Genomic DNA, 17105 nt, shown 5'->3' with positions numbered 1-17105 from the left:
TCCCCGAGGGTGAGCGGGACGAAGCCGGCCGTCTCCTGCGGGTGTTGCTGGAGGAGCACCGCCGGTCTGCCGGTGGGGCGTCGGCCGGGGAGGGGGGCCTGGCCGTCGCGGGGGATGTGAGCATCACTGCTGAGGGCGGTTCCATCGCTGCGGGCGTCGTGCACGGAGGCGCGAGCATCGGAAACCCTTCCGTGCCGGCTCCGCCTCAGGGCTGAGCGGAGACCCGGCGCACCCAGGCCCACGCCACCCCCGGCCGTCCTCTGACCCGGGCGCGCCTGCGCCTTCGGGCGGCGTGTCCGCTTTCGGTGGGGGGATCGCGGTCGGTGGCGATGTCCACGGCGACGTCACGGTGAAGGCATATCGCCCGCCAGTCACGTGGCCGCATCAGGTTGGGGTGATTCCGCCGCGGGCTGGGGCCTTCCAGCGGCGGGTGCAGGCGGGGTGGTTGGGGGAGGCGGTTGCCGAGGGGGGCACGGTGGTGCTGTGCCAGGTGCTGTCCGGGATGGGCGGGGTGGGCAAGACGCAGCTGGCGGCCGAGTATGCCCGCATGGCCTGGGAACGGGGGCGTGAGTCGGGTGGGGTGGATGTGCTGGTCTGGATCAGTGCGGGCAGCCGCGAGGCGATTGTGGCTGCCTATGCCCAGGCGGGTGCGGACCTGTGCGGTGCCGACTCCGGCGATGCCGATCAGGCGGCGCGTGCTTTTCTGGCGTGGCTTCAGCCCAAACCCGGGGCCAGGCCGTGCCGTTGGCTGGTGGTTTTGGACGATGTCACCGATCCCGCCCACCTGCGGGGTCTGTGGCCGCCTGCCTCCCCGTTGGGGCGGGTTCTGGTCACCACCCGCCGCCGTGACGCGGCCTTGACGGGCCGGGGCCGTGTGGTGAGTGTCGGCGTGTTCACCGAGGCCGAAGCGGTCGCCTACCTCACCCAGGCCCTGAGCGCCTTCGGCCGCAGTGAACCCGACGGGCAACTCGCCGCGCTCGCCCGCGACCTGGGATTCCTGCCGCTGGCCCTGGCCCAGGCCGCCGCCTACCTCTCCGACACACTTCTGTCCTGCGCCGGCTACCGTGCCCTGCTGGCCGGCCGGAAGGGGAGGCTCGCCGACCTGGTCCCCGAGGACGGTGCTTTGCCCGACGACCAGCGTGCCACCGTGGCCGCCACCTGGGCCCTGTCCATCGAGCACGCCGACACCCTGCGCCCGGCGGGGCTGGCACGCCCCATGCTGCACCTGACAGCCCTGCTGGATCCCAACGGCATCCCCGCCACCGTCCTGACCTCCCAGCCCGCCCTCACCTACCTGACCGAGAACCGCACCCCCACCAGCACAGGCACCTCCCACCTGCCGGACCGGGTCACGGCTGAAGATGCCACGCTCGCGTTGCGCGCGCTGCACCGGCTCAGCCTCATCGACCACGCCCCCGCCACCCCCCACATCGCCGTCCGCGTCCACCAGCTCATCCAGCGCGCCACCCGTGACACCCTCACTCCCACCCGGCACGACCACCTCGCCCGCACCGCCGCCGACGCCCTCACCGACGCCTGGCCCGGCATCGAACGCGACACCGGCCTCGCCGGTGCATTGCGCGCCAACGCCGCCGCCCTCACCCACGCCGCCGAAGACGCCCTCTACCGGCCCGACGCCCACCCGGTGCTTTTCCGCACCGGCCGGAGCCTCGGCGAAGCCGGCCAGGTCACTGCCGCCCTCACCCACTTCCACCGCATGGCCCAAGCCATCTACCACCACCTCGGCCCCGACCACCCCCACACCCTGATCACCCGCAGCAACCTCGCCCGGTGGCGGGGTGAGGCGGGGGACGTGGCGGGTGCCGCGGCTGCGTTGGAGGAGTTGCTGGCCGACATGGTGCGGGTGCTGGGTCCCGACCACCCCGACACCCTGACCACCCGCCACAACATCGCCTCCTGGCGGGGTGAGGCGGGGGATGCGGCGGGTGCCGCGGCTGCGTTGGAGGAGTTGCTGGCCGACGTGGTGCGGGTGCTGGGTTCCGACCACCCCGACACCCTGACCACCCGCAGCAACCTCGCCTACTGGCGGGGTGAGGCGGGGGACGTGGCGGGTGCCGCGGTTGCGTTCGAGGAGTTGCTGGCCGACGTGGTGCGGGTGCTGGGTTCCGACCACCCCGACACCCTGACCACCCGCCACAACCTCGCCGGGTGGCGGGGTGAGGCGGGGGACGTGGCGGGTGCCGCGGTTGCGTTCGAGGAGTTGCTGGCCGACGTGGTGCGGGTGCTGGGTTCCGACCACCCCGACACCCTGACCACCCGTAACAACCTCGCCCATTGGCGGGGTAGAGCGGGGGATGCGGCGGGTGCCGTGGCCGCGTTGGAGGAGTTGCTGGCCGACTCGGTGCGGGTGCTGGGCCCCGACCACCCCGACACCCTGACCACCCGCCACAACATCGCCTACTGGCGGGGTGAGGCGGGGGACGTGGCGGGTGCCGCGGCTGCGTTCGAGGAGTTGCTGGCCGATCGGGTGCGGGTGCTGGGCCCCGACCACCCCCACACCCTGACCACCCGCCACAACATCGCCTACTGGCGGGGTGAGGCGGGGGACGCGGCCGGTGCCGCGGCCGCGTTCGGGAAGCTGCTGGCCGACGTGGTGCGGGTGCTGGGTCCCGACCACCCCCACACCCTGACCACCCGCAGCAACCTCGCCCGATGGCGGATTAGAGCGACCATTGACAAACCGACCGATTCCTGAACAAAACCGTTAACCGGCGGCGCATGGCCGGAACGAGCCCGAATCGTGCGCCAGAAACGGCGTCAAAGAGTCGGCGGGCACTCAACAACTCGTCTCCCACCGGTTTCTGTGCGATCCCCGGCTGTGCCCGACCGCCCCCCGACGACACCCGCGACGGCGACCTCCTCGCCGCGTTCCCGCCCGAGCCGACGGCGCCCTCATCGGCCAAGCCCGCGTCTCCACCAAGGGCCAACTGCTCGACTGCCGGCTCACGTCGTCCCCTCCCCCGACAGGCTCGGCCGCTCCCTCCGGGACCGGAACCGGCCTGGATCTGCCAGGGCGGTGGAGCCCCTGCCGCCCCGGGTGCGAGCGCTCTGCGGGCGGGCCGCACGGTCGTTGGGCGGCGGCCCCCGCGCGGCTCAGCCGTCGGAGCCGTCCACCTGGCAGTGGTGGCGCTTCCTCGCCGCTCGCCTGCGAGAACACCGCCGTCGGAGCAACAGCCGCCGGCGCGGCCACCGGCCGGCCGTCAGGCCCTGCCGGTGCTGGCGCAGCTGCGGAACGGCAGCACGTGTGCGGGGGAAAATGAGGTCATGGCGATGTGCAAGAAGTGCGGTGCGCGAAAACGCCGTTGGCCCCGTTCTTGCTCCCGGTGCCGTTTCGATGCGGACCCGGTGGACGCGGCCGCGGCCGCCGCCGACATGGCTGTGGCGGCAGGACTGCTCGGCTGGATCAGGCGAGGGGTCATGGGAGTTGTACGGCTTGTGCAGCGCACCCTGGACTGACCGGACCCGGCAGGTGCAATGCGACCAAGAGATTGTTTTCATGTCGAAACGATGTGAAGCGGTACATCGGTGACTCTCGGAGTCATCGACATTGATCACGGCTCCGGACGCCCGCCGACTTCAGGAGCCGTCGAGAAACGCCCGTTCTCGTGCCGGTGGCGATCGTGCCTCCCGGTGAACGAACGCGGCAGGCTCGTCGTCTCGTCCACTCCCGCCACGGATACGCCACAGCCGCCGACGAACAGCCGCACAGCGCTGCCTCCGGCCGCGTACACACGAAAGCCCCGCCTCAGCCAAAACGGCTGGTCGCGGGGCTGATCGGCACCTCAACGAGGGTGCCCCCGGCAGGATTCGAACCTGCGCACACGGCTCCGGAGGCCGTTGCTCTATCCCCTGAGCTACGGGGGCGACGGGAAGAACAGTACCAGGCTCTGGGGTGGGGTCCGCACGCGCGTTTCCGTACGTGGGTGCGGGGGGCGCTACCTGCGGGTAGAAGTTTGGGAAAGGCCGGACGGGGCGCGGGGTACGCGCTTACTCTGGCTGTGTGCCAGGCGCTCCCGGCCGGGTCCTCGTCGTCGACGACAGCCAGGTCATCCGGCAGTTGATCAGGGTCAATCTCGAGCTTGACGGGTTCGAGGTCATGACCGCGTGCGACGGCGCCCAGTGCCTGGAGGCCGTGCCGCTGTTCCGGCCGGACGTGATCACCCTGGACATCGCCATGCCGCGGCTGGACGGGCTGCGGACCGTCGATCGGCTGCGGCTCGATCCCTGTGCCGGGCACATTCCGCTGGTGCTGGTCAGCGCGAGCGTCGGCGGCGGGCGGGAGCTGCCGTGCGGGATCGATGCCGTCATGGCCAAGCCCTTCGAGCCGGCGGAGCTGGTGCACCTGGTGCGCAGGCTCTGTGACGAGGGGCGGCCGCACGCGGTCCAGCTGGCAAAACGGCTGGCGAAGTGCCGCCCGGCCTCTCGTACGCTTGCTCCGTGACCCCTGCCCAGCTCTCCGACGCCGTGCTGCGCTCCGTGCGCGACGCGCTCGGGGTCGCCGCGGCTGCCGACTGGGTGCGGCTGCGGCGGCCGCCGCGCGGGCACGGGCGGGAGGGGGAGTGGGCCACCGGGATCGCCCTGCGGGCGGCGCGGGAGGCCGGCCGGCCCGCCGGGGAGGTGGCGGGGCTGCTGCGGGAGCGGCTGCTGCGCGCGCCCGGCGTGCGCGGGGTCGAGGTGCGCGGGGGCGGGTTCTTGAACATCGCGCTCGACGAAGGGAGCGACGCGGCGCTGCTCGCGGCGCTGGGGGAGAGGGACGCCGGTGGGGCGGGCGGCCGCCCCGGCGGGCGCCTCGCCGAGGACTCCGCGCGGGACGCCGCGGCCTGGGCCGCGGTGGCGGGGGGCGATCCGGGCGGTGAGCTGCTGGTGCAGCGGGTGGAGAATCCGCTGTTCCTGGTGCGCTATGCGCATGCGCGGGCGTGTGCGCTGCTGCGGGGGGGCGTGGCCTTCGGGCTCGCGCCCGATCCGGGCGCCGCGCCCTTCACCCATGCGGCGGAACGCGCCCTGCTGGGTCTGCTCGGCGAACGTCCCCCGATGCCCGCACCCCCGCCGGCCCCGGAAGCCCCGCCCGTCCCGGAAGCCCCGCCGGCCCCGATAGCCCCGCCGGTCCCGATAGCCCCGCCGGTCCCGGAGGCCCCGGAAGCCCCGGAAGCCCTGGCGCACCCGGCAGCGGCCGAGCCCGCGGCGGCCCCGGCACCCGTGCCGGGCGCCGCGCCCGCGGCGGGAACGGTCACGGCGGCGCCCGCGGCGGCGGCACTCGCGGCGGTGGCGCCCGCGGCGGGGACGGGCGCGGTGGCGCCCACGCCGGCCGCGCCCAGGGTGGGGAAGGGGCGGAGTGCGGGGCGTGGGGGGCGTGGGGAGGGCGCGCGGCTCGCGCGGTGGCTGGTGGAGGTCGCCGGGGCGTTCCTGGCCGTGGAGGCGGCGCGGGCCTGCCTGCCGGTGGGGGACGAGAAACCCGGGGCCGTCCACCGGGCCCGGCTGGCCCTCGCGCGCGCCACCGGGACGGTGCTCGCCGACGGCCTGACCCGGCTTGGCATCAGCGCCCCCGATCACCTGTGACAGAGCACGAGCCCGACAGACGCGAGAACAGACGCGAGAAGAGAGCACCATGAGCCGTTCCGCCCACCCCGCAGGCCCCCGGCACGCCGACGTGCTGCCCGAGGGGCACTTCACGCCCCCGCCGCGGGACCCCAACGTCCTGGACGGGAAGGTGTGGGCCCAGACCGTCGGGCGCGGCCCGGGCGGGGAGGTCAGCGTCGGCGGGATCGGGGTGCGGGAGCTGGCCAGGGAGTTCGGCACCCCGGCGTACGTGCTGGACGAGGCCGACTTCCGGGCCAGGTGCCGGGCCTGGCGGGAGGCGTTCGGCCCCGAGGCGGATGTGTTCTACGCGGGCAAGGCGTTCCTGTGCCGGGCGGTCGTGCGGTGGCTGCGGGAGGAGGGGCTGAACCTGGACGTCTGCTCGGGCGGGGAGCTGGCCACGGCGCTGGCGGCGGGCATGCCCCCCGAGCGCATCGCGCTGCACGGGAACAACAAGTCGCCGCGGGAGATCGACCGGGCGGTGGCCGCGGGGGTCGGGCGCGTGGTGCTGGACTCGGTGCAGGAGATCGAGCGGGTCGCCGAGGCGGCCGCGCGGCACGGGGTGCGTCAGCGGGTGCAGATACGGGTCACGGTCGGCGTGGAGGCGCACACCCACGAGTTCATCGCGACGGCGCACGAGGACCAGAAGTTCGGGCTGGCGCTCGCCGGGGGCGCGGCGGCCGACGCCGTGCGCCGGGTGCTGGCCGAGGACTCGCTCGAACTGGTCGGGTTGCACTCGCACATCGGCTCGCAGATCTTCGACCTGGCCGGGTTCGAGGTCTCGGCCAGGCGCGTGGTCGGCCTGCTGGCCGAGATCCGGGACGTCCACGGACGGGAACTGCCCGAGATCGACCTCGGCGGCGGCCTCGGCATCGCGTACACCGCGGACGACGACCCGAGCGAGCCTCACGAGATCGCCAAGACGCTGCGCGACATCGTGGCCCGCGAGTGCGAGGCGGCGGGGCTGCCCGTGCCGCGGCTCTCGGTGGAGCCGGGCCGGGCGATCGCCGGGCCGACGGCGTTCACGCTGTACGAGGTGGGGACGGTCAAGCCGCTGCCCGGGCTGCGGACCTACGTCAGCGTGGACGGCGGGATGTCCGACAACATCAGGACGGCGCTGTACGACGCGGAGTACGCGGTCGCGCTGGTCTCCCGCGCCTCGGCGGCCGGGCCGATGCTGGTGCGGGTGGTGGGCAAGCACTGCGAGAGCGGCGACATCGTGGTGCGCGACGCGTACCTGCCGGCCGACACCGCGCCCGGCGACCTCATCGCCGTTCCCGCCACGGGCGCCTACTGCCGTTCGATGGCGAGCAACTACAACCACACGCCGCGCCCCCCGGTCGTCGCCGTCGCCGGGGGCGAGGCCAGGGTGATCGTGCGGCGCGAGACCGAGGAGGACCTGCTGCGCCTCGACGTCGGCTGAGCCGGCGGCCCGGGCGGCGGCCGATCCGCCGGGCCCGGGCGGCGCGCGGTCGCGCGCCGGTCCGCATAGTGAACGGAAACGAGGGGCTCCGTTCGTGGTGCGTGAGACTGATGACCCCTCGCTGAGCGAAAGGCCAGGTCGCATGGTGCGCACTCGTCCGTTGCAGGTCGCGCTGCTGGGCTGCGGAGTCGTCGGCTCCCAGGTGGCTCGCCTGATGACGACGCACGGGGCCGACCTCGCGGCCAGGATCGGGGCCCCGGTGGAGCTCGCCGGGGTGGCCGTGCGCCGTCCCGACCGGGCGCGCGGCACCGTCGACCCGGCCCTGGTCACCACGGACGCGGCCGGTCTCGTCTCGCGCGGCGACATCGACATCGTGCTGGAGCTGATCGGCGGCATCGAGCCGGCGCGCACGCTGATCAACTCGGCCTTCGAGCACGGCGCGAGCGTCGTGACGGCCAACAAGGCGCTGCTGGCCAAGGACGGTCCCGCCCTGCACGCGGCGGCCGGGAAACACGGCGCCGACCTCTACTTCGAGGCCTCGGTCGCCGGCGCGATCCCGCTGCTGCGGCCGCTGCGCGAGTCCCTGGCGGGCGACCAGGTCAACCGGGTGCTCGGCATCGTCAACGGCACCACGAACTTCATCCTGGACCGGATGGCCTCCGGCGGCACGAGCTACGGAGAGGCCCTGCAGGAGGCGACCGCGCTCGGCTACGCAGAGGCCGATCCGACGGCGGACGTGGAGGGCTTCGACGCCGCGGCGAAGGCGGCGATCCTGGCCGGGATCGCCTTCCACACCCGGGTGGGGCTCGACGACGTGCACCGCGAGGGCATCACCGAGGTCACCGCGGCGGACATCGCCAGCGCCCGCGAGATGGGCTGCGCGGTGAAGCTGCTCGCGATCTGCGAACGGGCCGCGGACGGACGCTCGGTGACCGCCCGGGTGCACCCCGCGATGATCCCGCTCGGCCACCCGCTGGCCTCGGTGGGCGAGGCGTACAACGCGGTGTTCGTGGAGGCGGAGGCCGCCGGGCGGCTGATGTTCTACGGGGCGGGGGCCGGGGGCGTGCCGACCGCATCCGCGGTGCTCGGCGACCTGGTCGCCGCCTGCCGCAACCGGCTCAACGGGGGCCGCGGGCCTGGGGAGTCGGCGTACGCGGCGCTCCCGGTGAGCCCGATGGGCGAGGTGGTCACCCGGTACCACATCAGCCTCGACGTCTCCGACAAACCCGGCGTGCTCGCGCAGTGCGCCATGGTCTTCGCCGATCACGGGGTGTCCATCGACACCGTCCGGCAGACCGGCAAGGGCGGCGACGCGCAGCTCGTCGTCGTCACCCACCGCGCACCCGACGCCGCGCTCGGCGCGACCGTCGACGCCCTGCGCAGACTGGACACCGTGCATGACGTCGCCAGCATCATGCGCGTCGAAGGGGAGTAGCGCCCATGCGCGCCGCACGCACCGAGCCCGGCCCCGGCCGGGCAGCGAACCGAAGGACACGAATGCCATGAACCCGCCCGCCCAGCCCACCGCCACCAGCCGCCAGTGGCGGGGAGTGATCGAGGAGTACCGCGACCGCCTCCCGGTCGCCGAGGGGACGCCGGTGGTGACGCTGCGCGAGGGCGGTACGCCGCTGGTTCCGGCGCAGGTGGTCTCGGAACGCACCGGCTGCGAGGTGTACCTCAAGGTGGAGGGCGCCAACCCGACGGGCTCCTTCAAGGACCGCGGGATGACCATGGCGATCACCCTGGCCAAGCAGGCCGGGGCGCGCGCCGTCATCTGCGCCTCCACGGGCAACACCTCGGCCTCGGCCGCCGCCTACGCGGTGCGGGCCGGCATGGTGTGCGCGGTGCTCGTGCCGCAGGGCAAGGTGGCCCTCGGCAAGATGGGGCAGGCGCTGGTGCACGGCTCGCGCATCCTGCAGGTGGACGGGAACTTCGACGACTGCCTGACGCTGGCCCGCGGCCTGTCCGAGAAGTACCCGGTGGCGCTGGTGAATTCGGTCAATCCGATGCGCATCGAGGGGCAGAAGACCGCCGCGTTCGAGATCGTCGACATGCTCGGGGACGCGCCCGACATCCACGTGCTGCCGGTGGGCAACGCGGGGAACATCACGGCGTACTGGAAGGGTTACCGCGAGTACGCGGCGGACGGCCCGGCCACGCACACCCCGCGCATGTGGGGCTACCAGGCGTCGGGGGCGGCGCCGATCGTGCGCGGCGAGCCGGTGAAGGACCCGACCACGATCGCCACCGCGATCCGCATCGGCAACCCGGCCTCCTGGGAGCCGGCGGAGCGCGCGCGGGACGAGTCGGGCGGCCTGATCGACGCCGTGACCGACCGTCAGATCCTGTCCGCCTACCGGCTGTTGGCCGCGAGCGAGGGCGTCTTCGTGGAGCCGGCCTCGGCCGCCTCCGTGGCCGGCCTGCTGAAGGCCGCGGAGCAGGGGCTTCTCGACCCGGGGCAGCGCGTGGTGTGCACGGTCACCGGGAACGGCCTCAAGGACCCGGAGTGGGCGGTGGCCGGCGCCCCGCGGCCGATCACGGTCCCGGTGGACGCGGACGCCGCGGCCGAGCGGCTCGGCCTGGCCTGAAACCGCCGCCCGGCGGGCCCGGGACCGCCGTTCGGCCCCCGCCGCCCGCCCGGGACCGCGGGCGGCGGCCGGTGGCCAGGGGCGGGCGCCGCCCGACCCCCGGCCGATTCGAGGCCGCCTCGACCCGGCCACCGGCGACACCACGCCGCCCTGTATCGCGTCTGAACCTTCCTTCGATAGGCTGGTATTCGTCCCGGGTGGTGTACCGCACGCCGGCAGGTTCGCGAGGCGGGGGCCACGACCCGCGCGGCCCGCTCGCCGGCACCGCGCGCTCCAGGGGGAACGTGCCGCACATCTCACCAAGGAGAGTCATCGAGCGATGGCCCATCCCGCCTTCCGCGCCGCCGCCGTGCGGGTACGCGTGCCCGCCACCAGCGCCAATCTCGGCCCGGGCTTCGACGCGCTGGGGCTGGCCCTCGGCCTGTACGACGACGTGGTCGTCAGGGTGGCGGACGCCGGGCTGCACGTGGACATCGCGGGCGAGGGCGCCGGCACCCTCCCGCGGGACGAGGACAACCTGCTGGTCCGCTCGCTGCGCGCGGCGTTCGACGTGCTGGGCGGGCAGCCGCGCGGCCTGGAGGTGGTGTGCGCCAACCGCATTCCGCACGGGCGGGGCCTCGGCTCCTCCTCGGCCGCGATCTGCGCGGGCCTCGTGGCGGCCCGCGCGGTGACCACCGGCGGCGAGGCGAGGCTGGACGGCGAGGGCCTGCTCGAACTCGCCGCCGAGATCGAGGGGCACCCGGACAACGTCGCCGCCTGCCTGCTCGGCGGCTTCACGCTGGCCTGGGACGAGGGCGGGGTGGCGCGAGCGGTGCGGATGGAGCCGGCGGCTGGCATCGCGCCCGTGGTGTTCGTGCCGGCGCAGCCGCTGGCCACCGAGACCGCGCGGGGCCTGCTGCCCGCCACCGTGCCGCACGTCGACGCCGCGGTGAACGCGGGCCGCGCGGCGCTGCTCGTCGAGGCGCTGACCAGGCGTCCCGAGCTGCTGCTGCCCGCGACCGAGGACCGGCTGCACCAGGACTACCGGGCGCGGGCGATGCCGGACAGCATGGACCTGGTGGGCCGGCTGCGGGCGGACGGCGTGCCCGCGGTGATCTCGGGGGCGGGCCCCACCGTGCTCGCCCTGGCCGAGGACGGGCAGGCGGAAAAGATCTCCCGGCTCGCCGGCGAAGGCTGGACGGCGAACCGGCTGGCCCTGGACACGGCGGGGGCCAGCGTGCTGCCGCTGGCCGGGGCGGGTCAGTGACGCGAGCGCCGCGCGGAACGAGGCGATCGCGGACGTTCGGCGGCGCGTGTCAGACGGCCGCAAAACGCCCGGGAAGGACCCGGGAACGCCTGGGGAAAAGCCCGGGAAGAGGCGGCAAACAAGCAGAGAGAGGGGGGAATGAAGGCAGCATCCGGTAGTGTTAACCTCAAGTCTGCACGTAGCGTCCCGGCGGGCGCAGTGCGGAATTCCGGGGTCCCACCTCCTGGGGCCACCTTTTCTTCCGGGAGCCTCCACTCATCTGCCTGAGCAGCCTGCCTGGTAGCGCCGAGCGCACGCTCCGGAACCGGTGCGACGGTTCTCTGCGACCCCCGCACCACACGATGAACTGATCTTCCGCCGTAATGCAGTGAAACGGGCGGGATTACCGCACCGGCGGGTCCACCGCACTGGACCGCAGCCGGACAGCACGACCGGTCGCCGAGCCAGACAGGCCGACGTCCGCTCCAGGGAAGGACCCTTCGTGAGCGACACCACCGATCTGATGGGCGTGAGTGCCGACACCGCCGACAAGTCTGCCGGTGCTGCCACCGCCTCCGCCACGGACGCTCCTGCCGCCACCGCCGCGCCCCGGCGCCGGCGCTCTGGTACCGGCCTCGACGGCATGGTGCTGGCTGAGTTGCAGCAGGTCGCCGCCAAGCTTGGGATCAGGGGTACGGCGCGGATGCGCAAGAGCCAGCTGATCGAGGTCATCAAGGAGAAGCAGGCGGCCGGCGGCGCCGCCTCCTCCGCCGACGCCAAGCCGGCCGAGACCGGTGGCGCCGAGAAGCCGAAGCGCCGGGCGACCTCCAGGGCCCGCACCGGTGAGGAGACCGCGGCCCAGCAGCAGATCGAGATTCCCGGCCAGGCCGAGGGCAAGCCGGCCGACGGCGAGCGGGAAGGCGACCGGGCGCAGGAGCGCGAGCGGGTGGACGCGCAGCCCGCGGGCGAGGCCGCCAAGCCGGAGCAGGTCAAGGCGGACGGCCAGGGCGAGCGCCCGGCCAAGCGGGACCGCGGCGACCGGGGCGACCGCGGTGAACGCGGCGACCGCGGCGACCGCGGTGAACGGGGCGAGCGGGGCCGCCGGGAGGGCCGCGACGGGGGCCAGAAGGAGAAGAACGGCGGCCAGGGCGGCCAGAACCAGGGCCAGGGCGGTCAGAACCAGAACAAGGACGGCCAGGGCCGCGGCAATCGCGACCGGGACCGCGAGGACGACTTCGAGGGCGGCAGGCGCGGGCGGCGCGGCCGTTACCGGGACCGCCGCGGGCGCCGGGGCCGTGACGAGGTCGCCGAGCCGCAGCTGGCCGAGGACGACGTGCTGATCCCCGTCGCGGGCATCCTCGACATCCTCGACAACTACGCCTTCGTCCGCACCTCCGGCTACCTGCCGGGCCCGAACGACGTGTACGTCTCGCTTGCCCAGGTCCGCAAGAACGGCCTGCGCAAGGGCGACCACGTCACCGGCGCGGTCCGCCAGCCCCGCGAGGGCGAGCGGCGCGAGAAGTTCAACGCGCTGGTAAGGCTCGACTCCGTGAACGGCATGGCCGCGGAATCCGGCCGCGCCCGCCCGGAATTCAACAAGCTGACCCCGCTGTACCCGCAGGAGCGGCTGCGGCTGGAGAGCGACCCGGGCGCGCTGACGACGCGGATCATCGACCTGGTCTCGCCCATCGGCAAGGGTCAGCGCGGGCTGATCGTGGCCCCGCCCAAGACGGGCAAGACGATGATCATGCAGGCGGTGGCCAACGCCATCACCCGCAACAACCCCGAGTGCCACCTGATGGTCGTGCTGGTCGACGAGCGGCCGGAAGAGGTCACGGACATGCAGCGCTCGGTGAAGGGCGAGGTCATCTCCTCGACCTTCGACCGGCCGTCCGAGGACCACACCACCGTCGCCGAGCTGGCCATCGAGCGCGCCAAGCGGCTGGTCGAACTCGGCCACGACGTGGTCGTCCTGCTCGACTCGATCACGCGCCTCGGCCGGGCCTACAACCTGGCCGCGCCGGCCTCCGGGCGCATCCTGTCCGGCGGTGTCGACTCGGCCGCGCTGTACCCGCCGAAGAAGTTCTTCGGCGCCGCGCGCAACATCGAGGACGGCGGCTCGCTGACCATCCTGGCCACCGCGCTGGTGGAGACCGGCTCGCGGATGGACGAGGTGATCTTCGAGGAGTTCAAGGGCACCGGCAACATGGAGCTGAAGCTCGACCGGAAGCTCGCCGACAAGCGCATCTTCCCGGCCGTCGACGTGGACGCCTCCGGCACCCGCAAGGAGGAGATCCTGATGGGCGGCGAGGAGCTGGGGATCGTCTGGAAGCTGCGCCGGGTGCTGCACGCGCTCGACCAGCAGCAGGCGATCGAGCTGCTGCTCGACAAGATGAAGCAGACGAAGTCGAACGCCGAGTTCCTGCTCCAGATCCAGAAGACGACGCCGGCCCCGAACGGCGACTGACCCAGGGCGGCCGGCCCGCGAAGGCGCCCCTCACCCGGACGGGGGAGGGGCGCCTTCGTCTGCGAGGGCGCGGCCTTCGTGCGTTCCGCGCGCCGCTGCGCGGGGGCCGCCCGCGGCCGGGGGAGGCCCCGTCCCCGACGCGCACAACCCGGCATATCGGGACACAATGGACCGATGAGCGCCCAATCGGACGAGCATGGGGACGAGCGGGCGGTCCGTGCGGGACGCACCCCTCCCGCCGGCGTCCGCGGCCGTGCCGGGCGCCGGGCGCGCACCAGGCGCGGCCGGCTCCTGCGCGCCCTGGTGTACGCCCTCGCATCCGTGGTGCTCGTGGCGGGCGCGGGCCTCACCGCCCTGTACGTCAAGCTCGACGGCAACATCTCCGCCATCGACCTCGACGCCGCCCTCGGCACCGGCCGGCCGGCCGACAGCCCGGGCGGCTCGGTCGACATCCTGGTCCTCGGCTCGGACTCCAGGGCGGGCGAGCACGGCGCCTACGGCAGGCAGCGCGGCGCCAGGGCCGACACCTCGATGATCGTCCACCTCAACGAGGCGCGCGACGCGGCCACCGTCGTCTCCCTGCCGCGCGACACCCTCGTCCGCCGCCCGGCCTGCGAGCGCGCCGACGGCGGCGGACGCTCCCGCGCCGCCGCCAGGGCGATGTTCAACTCGGCCTACAGCGTGGGCGGTCCGGTGTGCGCGGTGAAGACCGTCGAGAAGCTCACCGGGCTGCGGATGGACCACTTCGTCGAGGTGGACTTCGACGGCTTCGCCAAGCTCGTCGACACCCTCGGTGGCGTCGAGGTCACCACCAGGCAGCGCATCGAGGACCCCGACAGCCGCCTCGACCTGCCGGCCGGCACCCACACCCTGGACGGGGAGCAGTCCCTGGCCCTGGTGCGGACCAGGAAGGCCGTGGGCGACGGCAGCGATCTGGGCCGCATCCGGCTCCAGCAGGACTTCGTGCGGGCGCTCGCCGACCGGGTGGGGGGCCTGGACCTGCTGACCGACCCCAAGCGCCTCTTCGACCTCGCCGACACCGCCACCTCCGCCCTGACCACCGACTCGGACCTGGCCTCCGTGCCCAGGCTGGCCTCCCTGGCCCGGGACCTGCACGGCCTGGACGGCGACGACCTGCGGATGCTGACCCTGCCGGTCGCCTACGACCGGGACGACCCCAACCGCGTCGTCCCCCGAGAGCGGCAGGCCGACCGGGTGTGGCGGGCGCTGCGGGAGGACCGGCAGGTGCCGCGTTCCGCGCTGCGCGACTCGGCCGCGGAGAAGGGCGGCGACGAGGGCCTCCTCGCCAGGGAGCGGGCGGAATAAGCCCGGGCCCCACCCCGTTTTGGAGGCACGGGCCGGTACTGGCAGACTGGTCCGTCGGCCCCGGTTCACGGCGCGCACCCGCGCACCGACCCGGCGCCCCCGCGGAACCTAGGAGAAGCCTTGAAGCGCGACATTCACCCGGCGTACGTCGAAACGCAGGTCAGCTGCACCTGTGGCGCCTCGTTCACCACCCGTAGCACCGTCAGCGAGGGAAGCATCCGCGCCGACATCTGCTCCGAGTGCCACCCCTTCTACACCGGCAAGCAGAAGATCCTCGACACCGGTGGCCGGGTGGCCCGTTTCGAGGCGCGTTTCGGCAAGAACGCCGGGTCGACCCGCAAGTAGCGACCCCCTGGCGCCGGGCCGCCGGCTCCCTCGCGGAGCCGCCGGACCGGCGCCTTTCGCGTCCCCGTAAGGGCCCGGCCGCCCACGAGGCCGCGGCCAGGGCACCGCCAGGCCCCACCCCAGAGCAGGAGCACACGATGTTCGAGGCGGTCGAGGAACTCGTCGGCGAGCATGCCGACCTCGAACGGCGGCTCGCCGACCCCGCGATCCACGCCGACCAGTCCACCGCCCGCAGGCTGAACAAGCGCTACGCCGAGCTGACCGCGATCGTCACCGCGTACCTGGCCTGGAAGCGGACCGGGGACGACCTGGAGGCTGCCCGCGAACTCGCCGCCGAGGACCCGGAGTTCGCCGCCGAGGTCAAGGAGCTCACCGCCCGCCGCGAGGAGCTGACCGACGAGCTGCGGCTGCTGCTCGTCCCCCGCGACCCGGCCGACGACAAGGACGTCATCCTGGAGATCAAGGCCGGGGAGGGCGGCGACGAGTCCGCGCTCTTCGCCGGCGACCTGCTGCGCATGTACCTCAGGTACGCGGAGCGGGTCGGCTGGCAGACCGAGATCCTCGACGGGAACGAGTCGGACCTCGGCGGCTACAAGGACGTCTCCGTGGCGGTGAAGCACCGCGGCCAGGCGGCCCCGGGGCAGGGCGTGTGGGCCCGCCTGAAGTACGAGGGCGGGGTGCACCGCGTGCAGCGGGTGCCGGCCACCGAGTCGCAGGGCCGCATCCACACCTCGGCGGCCGGGGTGCTGGTGCTCCCCGAGGCCGAGGAGGTGGACGTGGAGATCAACCCGAACGACCTGCGCGTGGACGTCTACCGCTCCTCGGGACCCGGCGGCCAGTCGGTGAACACCACCGACTCCGCGGTCCGGATCACGCACCTGCCCACCGGCATCGTCGTCTCCTGCCAGAACGAGAAGAGCCAGCTCCAGAACAAGGAGCAGGCGCTGCGCATCCTGCGCGCCAGGCTGCTGGCCGCCGCCCGCGAGGAGGCCGACCGGGAGGCCTCGGACGCCAGGCGCAGCCAAGTGCGCACCGTGGACCGCTCCGAGCGGGTGCGGACGTACAACTTCCCGGAGAACCGCATCTCCGACCACCGCGTCGGCTTCAAGGCGTACAACCTCGACCAGGTCCTCGACGGGGACCTGGACGCGGTCATCCAGGCCTGCGTCGACGCCGACTCCGCCGCCAAGCTGGCGGCGGCGCAGTGAGGCGGGGGTGCGTAGGGTGGGCCACGTGACTGCATCTTCCGCGTCCGGTACCCCGTCGGGGCCCTCGGGGCCCGCCACGCGCTCGGTGCTGCTCGGCGAGGTGGCGCGGGCCACCCAGCGGCTCGCCGACGCCGGGGTCCCCTCGCCCAGGTTCGACGCCGAGGAACTCGCCGCGTACGTGCACGGCGTCGAGCGGGCCACGCTGCACACCGTTCCCGACAGCGAGTTCGACGCCCGCTACTGGGAGGCCGTGGCCAGGCGCGAGGCGCGCGAGCCGCTCCAGCACATCACCGGGCGCGCCTTCTTCCGCTACCTCGAACTCCAGGTCGGCCCCGGCGTCTTCGTGCCGCGGCCCGAGACCGAGTCGGTGGTCGGCTGGGCGATAGACGCGGTCCGGGCCATGGACGTGGCCGAGCCGCTGATCGTCGACCTGTGCACCGGCTCCGGCGCGATCGCCCTGGCCCTGGCCCAGGAGGTGCCCAGGTCGCGGGTGCACGCGGTGGAGCTGGACGAGCGCGCACTGGAGTGGGCCCGCAGGAACGCCGAGGGCTCCCGGGTCGTCCTCCACCACGGCGACGCCAGGGCCGCGCTGCCCGAACTCAGCGGCCAGGTCGACCTGGTGATCTCCAACCCGCCCTACATCCCGCTCACCGAGTGGGAGTACGTGGCGCCCGAGGCCCGCGACCACGACCCCGAACTCGCCCTGTTCTCCGGGGAGGACGGCCTCGACGTGATCCGCGGCCTGGAGCGGGCGGCGCACCGCCTGCTGCGCCCGGGTGGCATCGTGGTCGTCGAACACGCCGACACCCAGGGCGGGCAGGTGCCCTGGATCTTCACGGAGGACCGCGGCTGGGCCGATGCCGCGGACCACCCCGACCTCAACAACAGGCCCAGGTTCGCCACCGCCCGCCGGGTCAACCGGTGAGCA

Annotated in this window: 12 protein-coding genes and 1 tRNA gene; 12 read left to right on the top strand and 1 reads right to left on the bottom strand. The window is 73.8% G+C overall.

What is annotated here, in order from left to right; translation table 11 throughout:
• Positions 1-292 precede the first annotated feature (292 nt).
• Positions 293-2716 carry an FxSxx-COOH system tetratricopeptide repeat protein gene (fxsT, locus tag D7294_RS17905; RefSeq protein ID WP_422070713.1) on the top strand — a complete coding sequence of 808 codons (2424 nt, stop codon included), beginning with the start codon at positions 293-295 and terminating at the stop codon, positions 2714-2716.
• 1097 nt (positions 2717-3813) lie between these two features.
• Here the strand turns inward: fxsT and D7294_RS17895 are convergent.
• Positions 3814-3885: transfer RNA gene (locus D7294_RS17895), tRNA-Arg, on the bottom strand.
• A 136-nt stretch (positions 3886-4021) separates the two neighbouring features.
• Between D7294_RS17895 and D7294_RS17890 the strand changes: the two genes are divergently transcribed.
• The 11 genes from D7294_RS17890 to prmC all read left to right on the top strand — a co-directional run bounded on the left by D7294_RS17890 (position 4022) and on the right by prmC (position 17102).
• Positions 4022-4462, top strand: coding sequence for a response regulator (locus D7294_RS17890; RefSeq protein ID WP_120680878.1), 441 nt, complete (start codon positions 4022-4024; stop codon positions 4460-4462).
• Positions 4459-5577 carry a DALR anticodon-binding domain-containing protein gene (locus D7294_RS17885; protein ID WP_120680876.1) on the top strand — a complete coding sequence of 373 codons (1119 nt, stop codon included), beginning with the start codon at positions 4459-4461 and terminating at the stop codon, positions 5575-5577. Before D7294_RS17890 ends, D7294_RS17885 begins: the two co-directional genes overlap by 4 nt.
• A 49-nt stretch (positions 5578-5626) precedes the next feature.
• Positions 5627-7018, top strand: a complete 1392-nt coding sequence (lysA, locus tag D7294_RS17880) for a diaminopimelate decarboxylase (RefSeq protein ID WP_120680874.1) — start codon at positions 5627-5629, stop codon at positions 7016-7018.
• Between the two features lie 142 nt (positions 7019-7160).
• On the top strand, positions 7161-8453 hold the full coding sequence (locus D7294_RS17875; protein WP_120680872.1) for a homoserine dehydrogenase: 1293 nt from the start codon (positions 7161-7163) through the stop codon (positions 8451-8453).
• 67 nt (positions 8454-8520) lie between these two features.
• Entirely contained in the window at positions 8521-9606 is a 1086-nt protein-coding gene (gene thrC, locus D7294_RS17870; protein WP_120680870.1) for a threonine synthase, read from the top strand.
• 319 nt (positions 9607-9925) lie between these two features.
• On the top strand, positions 9926-10852 hold the full coding sequence (gene thrB, locus D7294_RS17865; RefSeq protein ID WP_120680868.1) for a homoserine kinase: 927 nt from the start codon (positions 9926-9928) through the stop codon (positions 10850-10852).
• A 481-nt stretch (positions 10853-11333) separates the two neighbouring features.
• A complete protein-coding gene (gene rho, locus D7294_RS17860) occupies positions 11334-13298 on the top strand; it encodes a transcription termination factor Rho (protein ID WP_120680866.1) in 1965 nt (654 codons plus the stop codon).
• A 174-nt stretch (positions 13299-13472) separates the two neighbouring features.
• Positions 13473-14624 (top strand): LCP family protein, encoded by a 1152-nt coding sequence (locus tag D7294_RS17855; RefSeq protein ID WP_120680864.1) that lies wholly within the window; start codon positions 13473-13475, stop codon positions 14622-14624.
• A 120-nt stretch (positions 14625-14744) separates the two neighbouring features.
• Positions 14745-14969, top strand: a complete 225-nt coding sequence (gene rpmE / locus D7294_RS17850) for a 50S ribosomal protein L31 (RefSeq protein WP_120680862.1) — start codon at positions 14745-14747, stop codon at positions 14967-14969.
• A gap of 137 nt (positions 14970-15106) precedes the next feature.
• Positions 15107-16177, top strand: a complete 1071-nt coding sequence (gene prfA / locus D7294_RS17845; protein WP_120680860.1) for a peptide chain release factor 1 — start codon at positions 15107-15109, stop codon at positions 16175-16177.
• A gap of 25 nt (positions 16178-16202) precedes the next feature.
• Positions 16203-17102 carry a peptide chain release factor N(5)-glutamine methyltransferase gene (gene prmC / locus D7294_RS17840; RefSeq protein ID WP_120680932.1) on the top strand — a complete coding sequence of 300 codons (900 nt, stop codon included), beginning with the start codon at positions 16203-16205 and terminating at the stop codon, positions 17100-17102.
• Positions 17103-17105: the final 3 nt, after the last annotated feature.

Origin of the sequence: Streptomyces hoynatensis, assembly GCF_003626535.1 — a bacterium.
Taxonomy (GTDB): domain Bacteria; phylum Actinomycetota; class Actinomycetes; order Streptomycetales; family Streptomycetaceae; genus Streptomyces; species Streptomyces hoynatensis.
The sequence above is the reverse complement of the archived record's forward strand: the minus strand, read 5'-3'. Positions and strand labels throughout refer to the sequence as shown.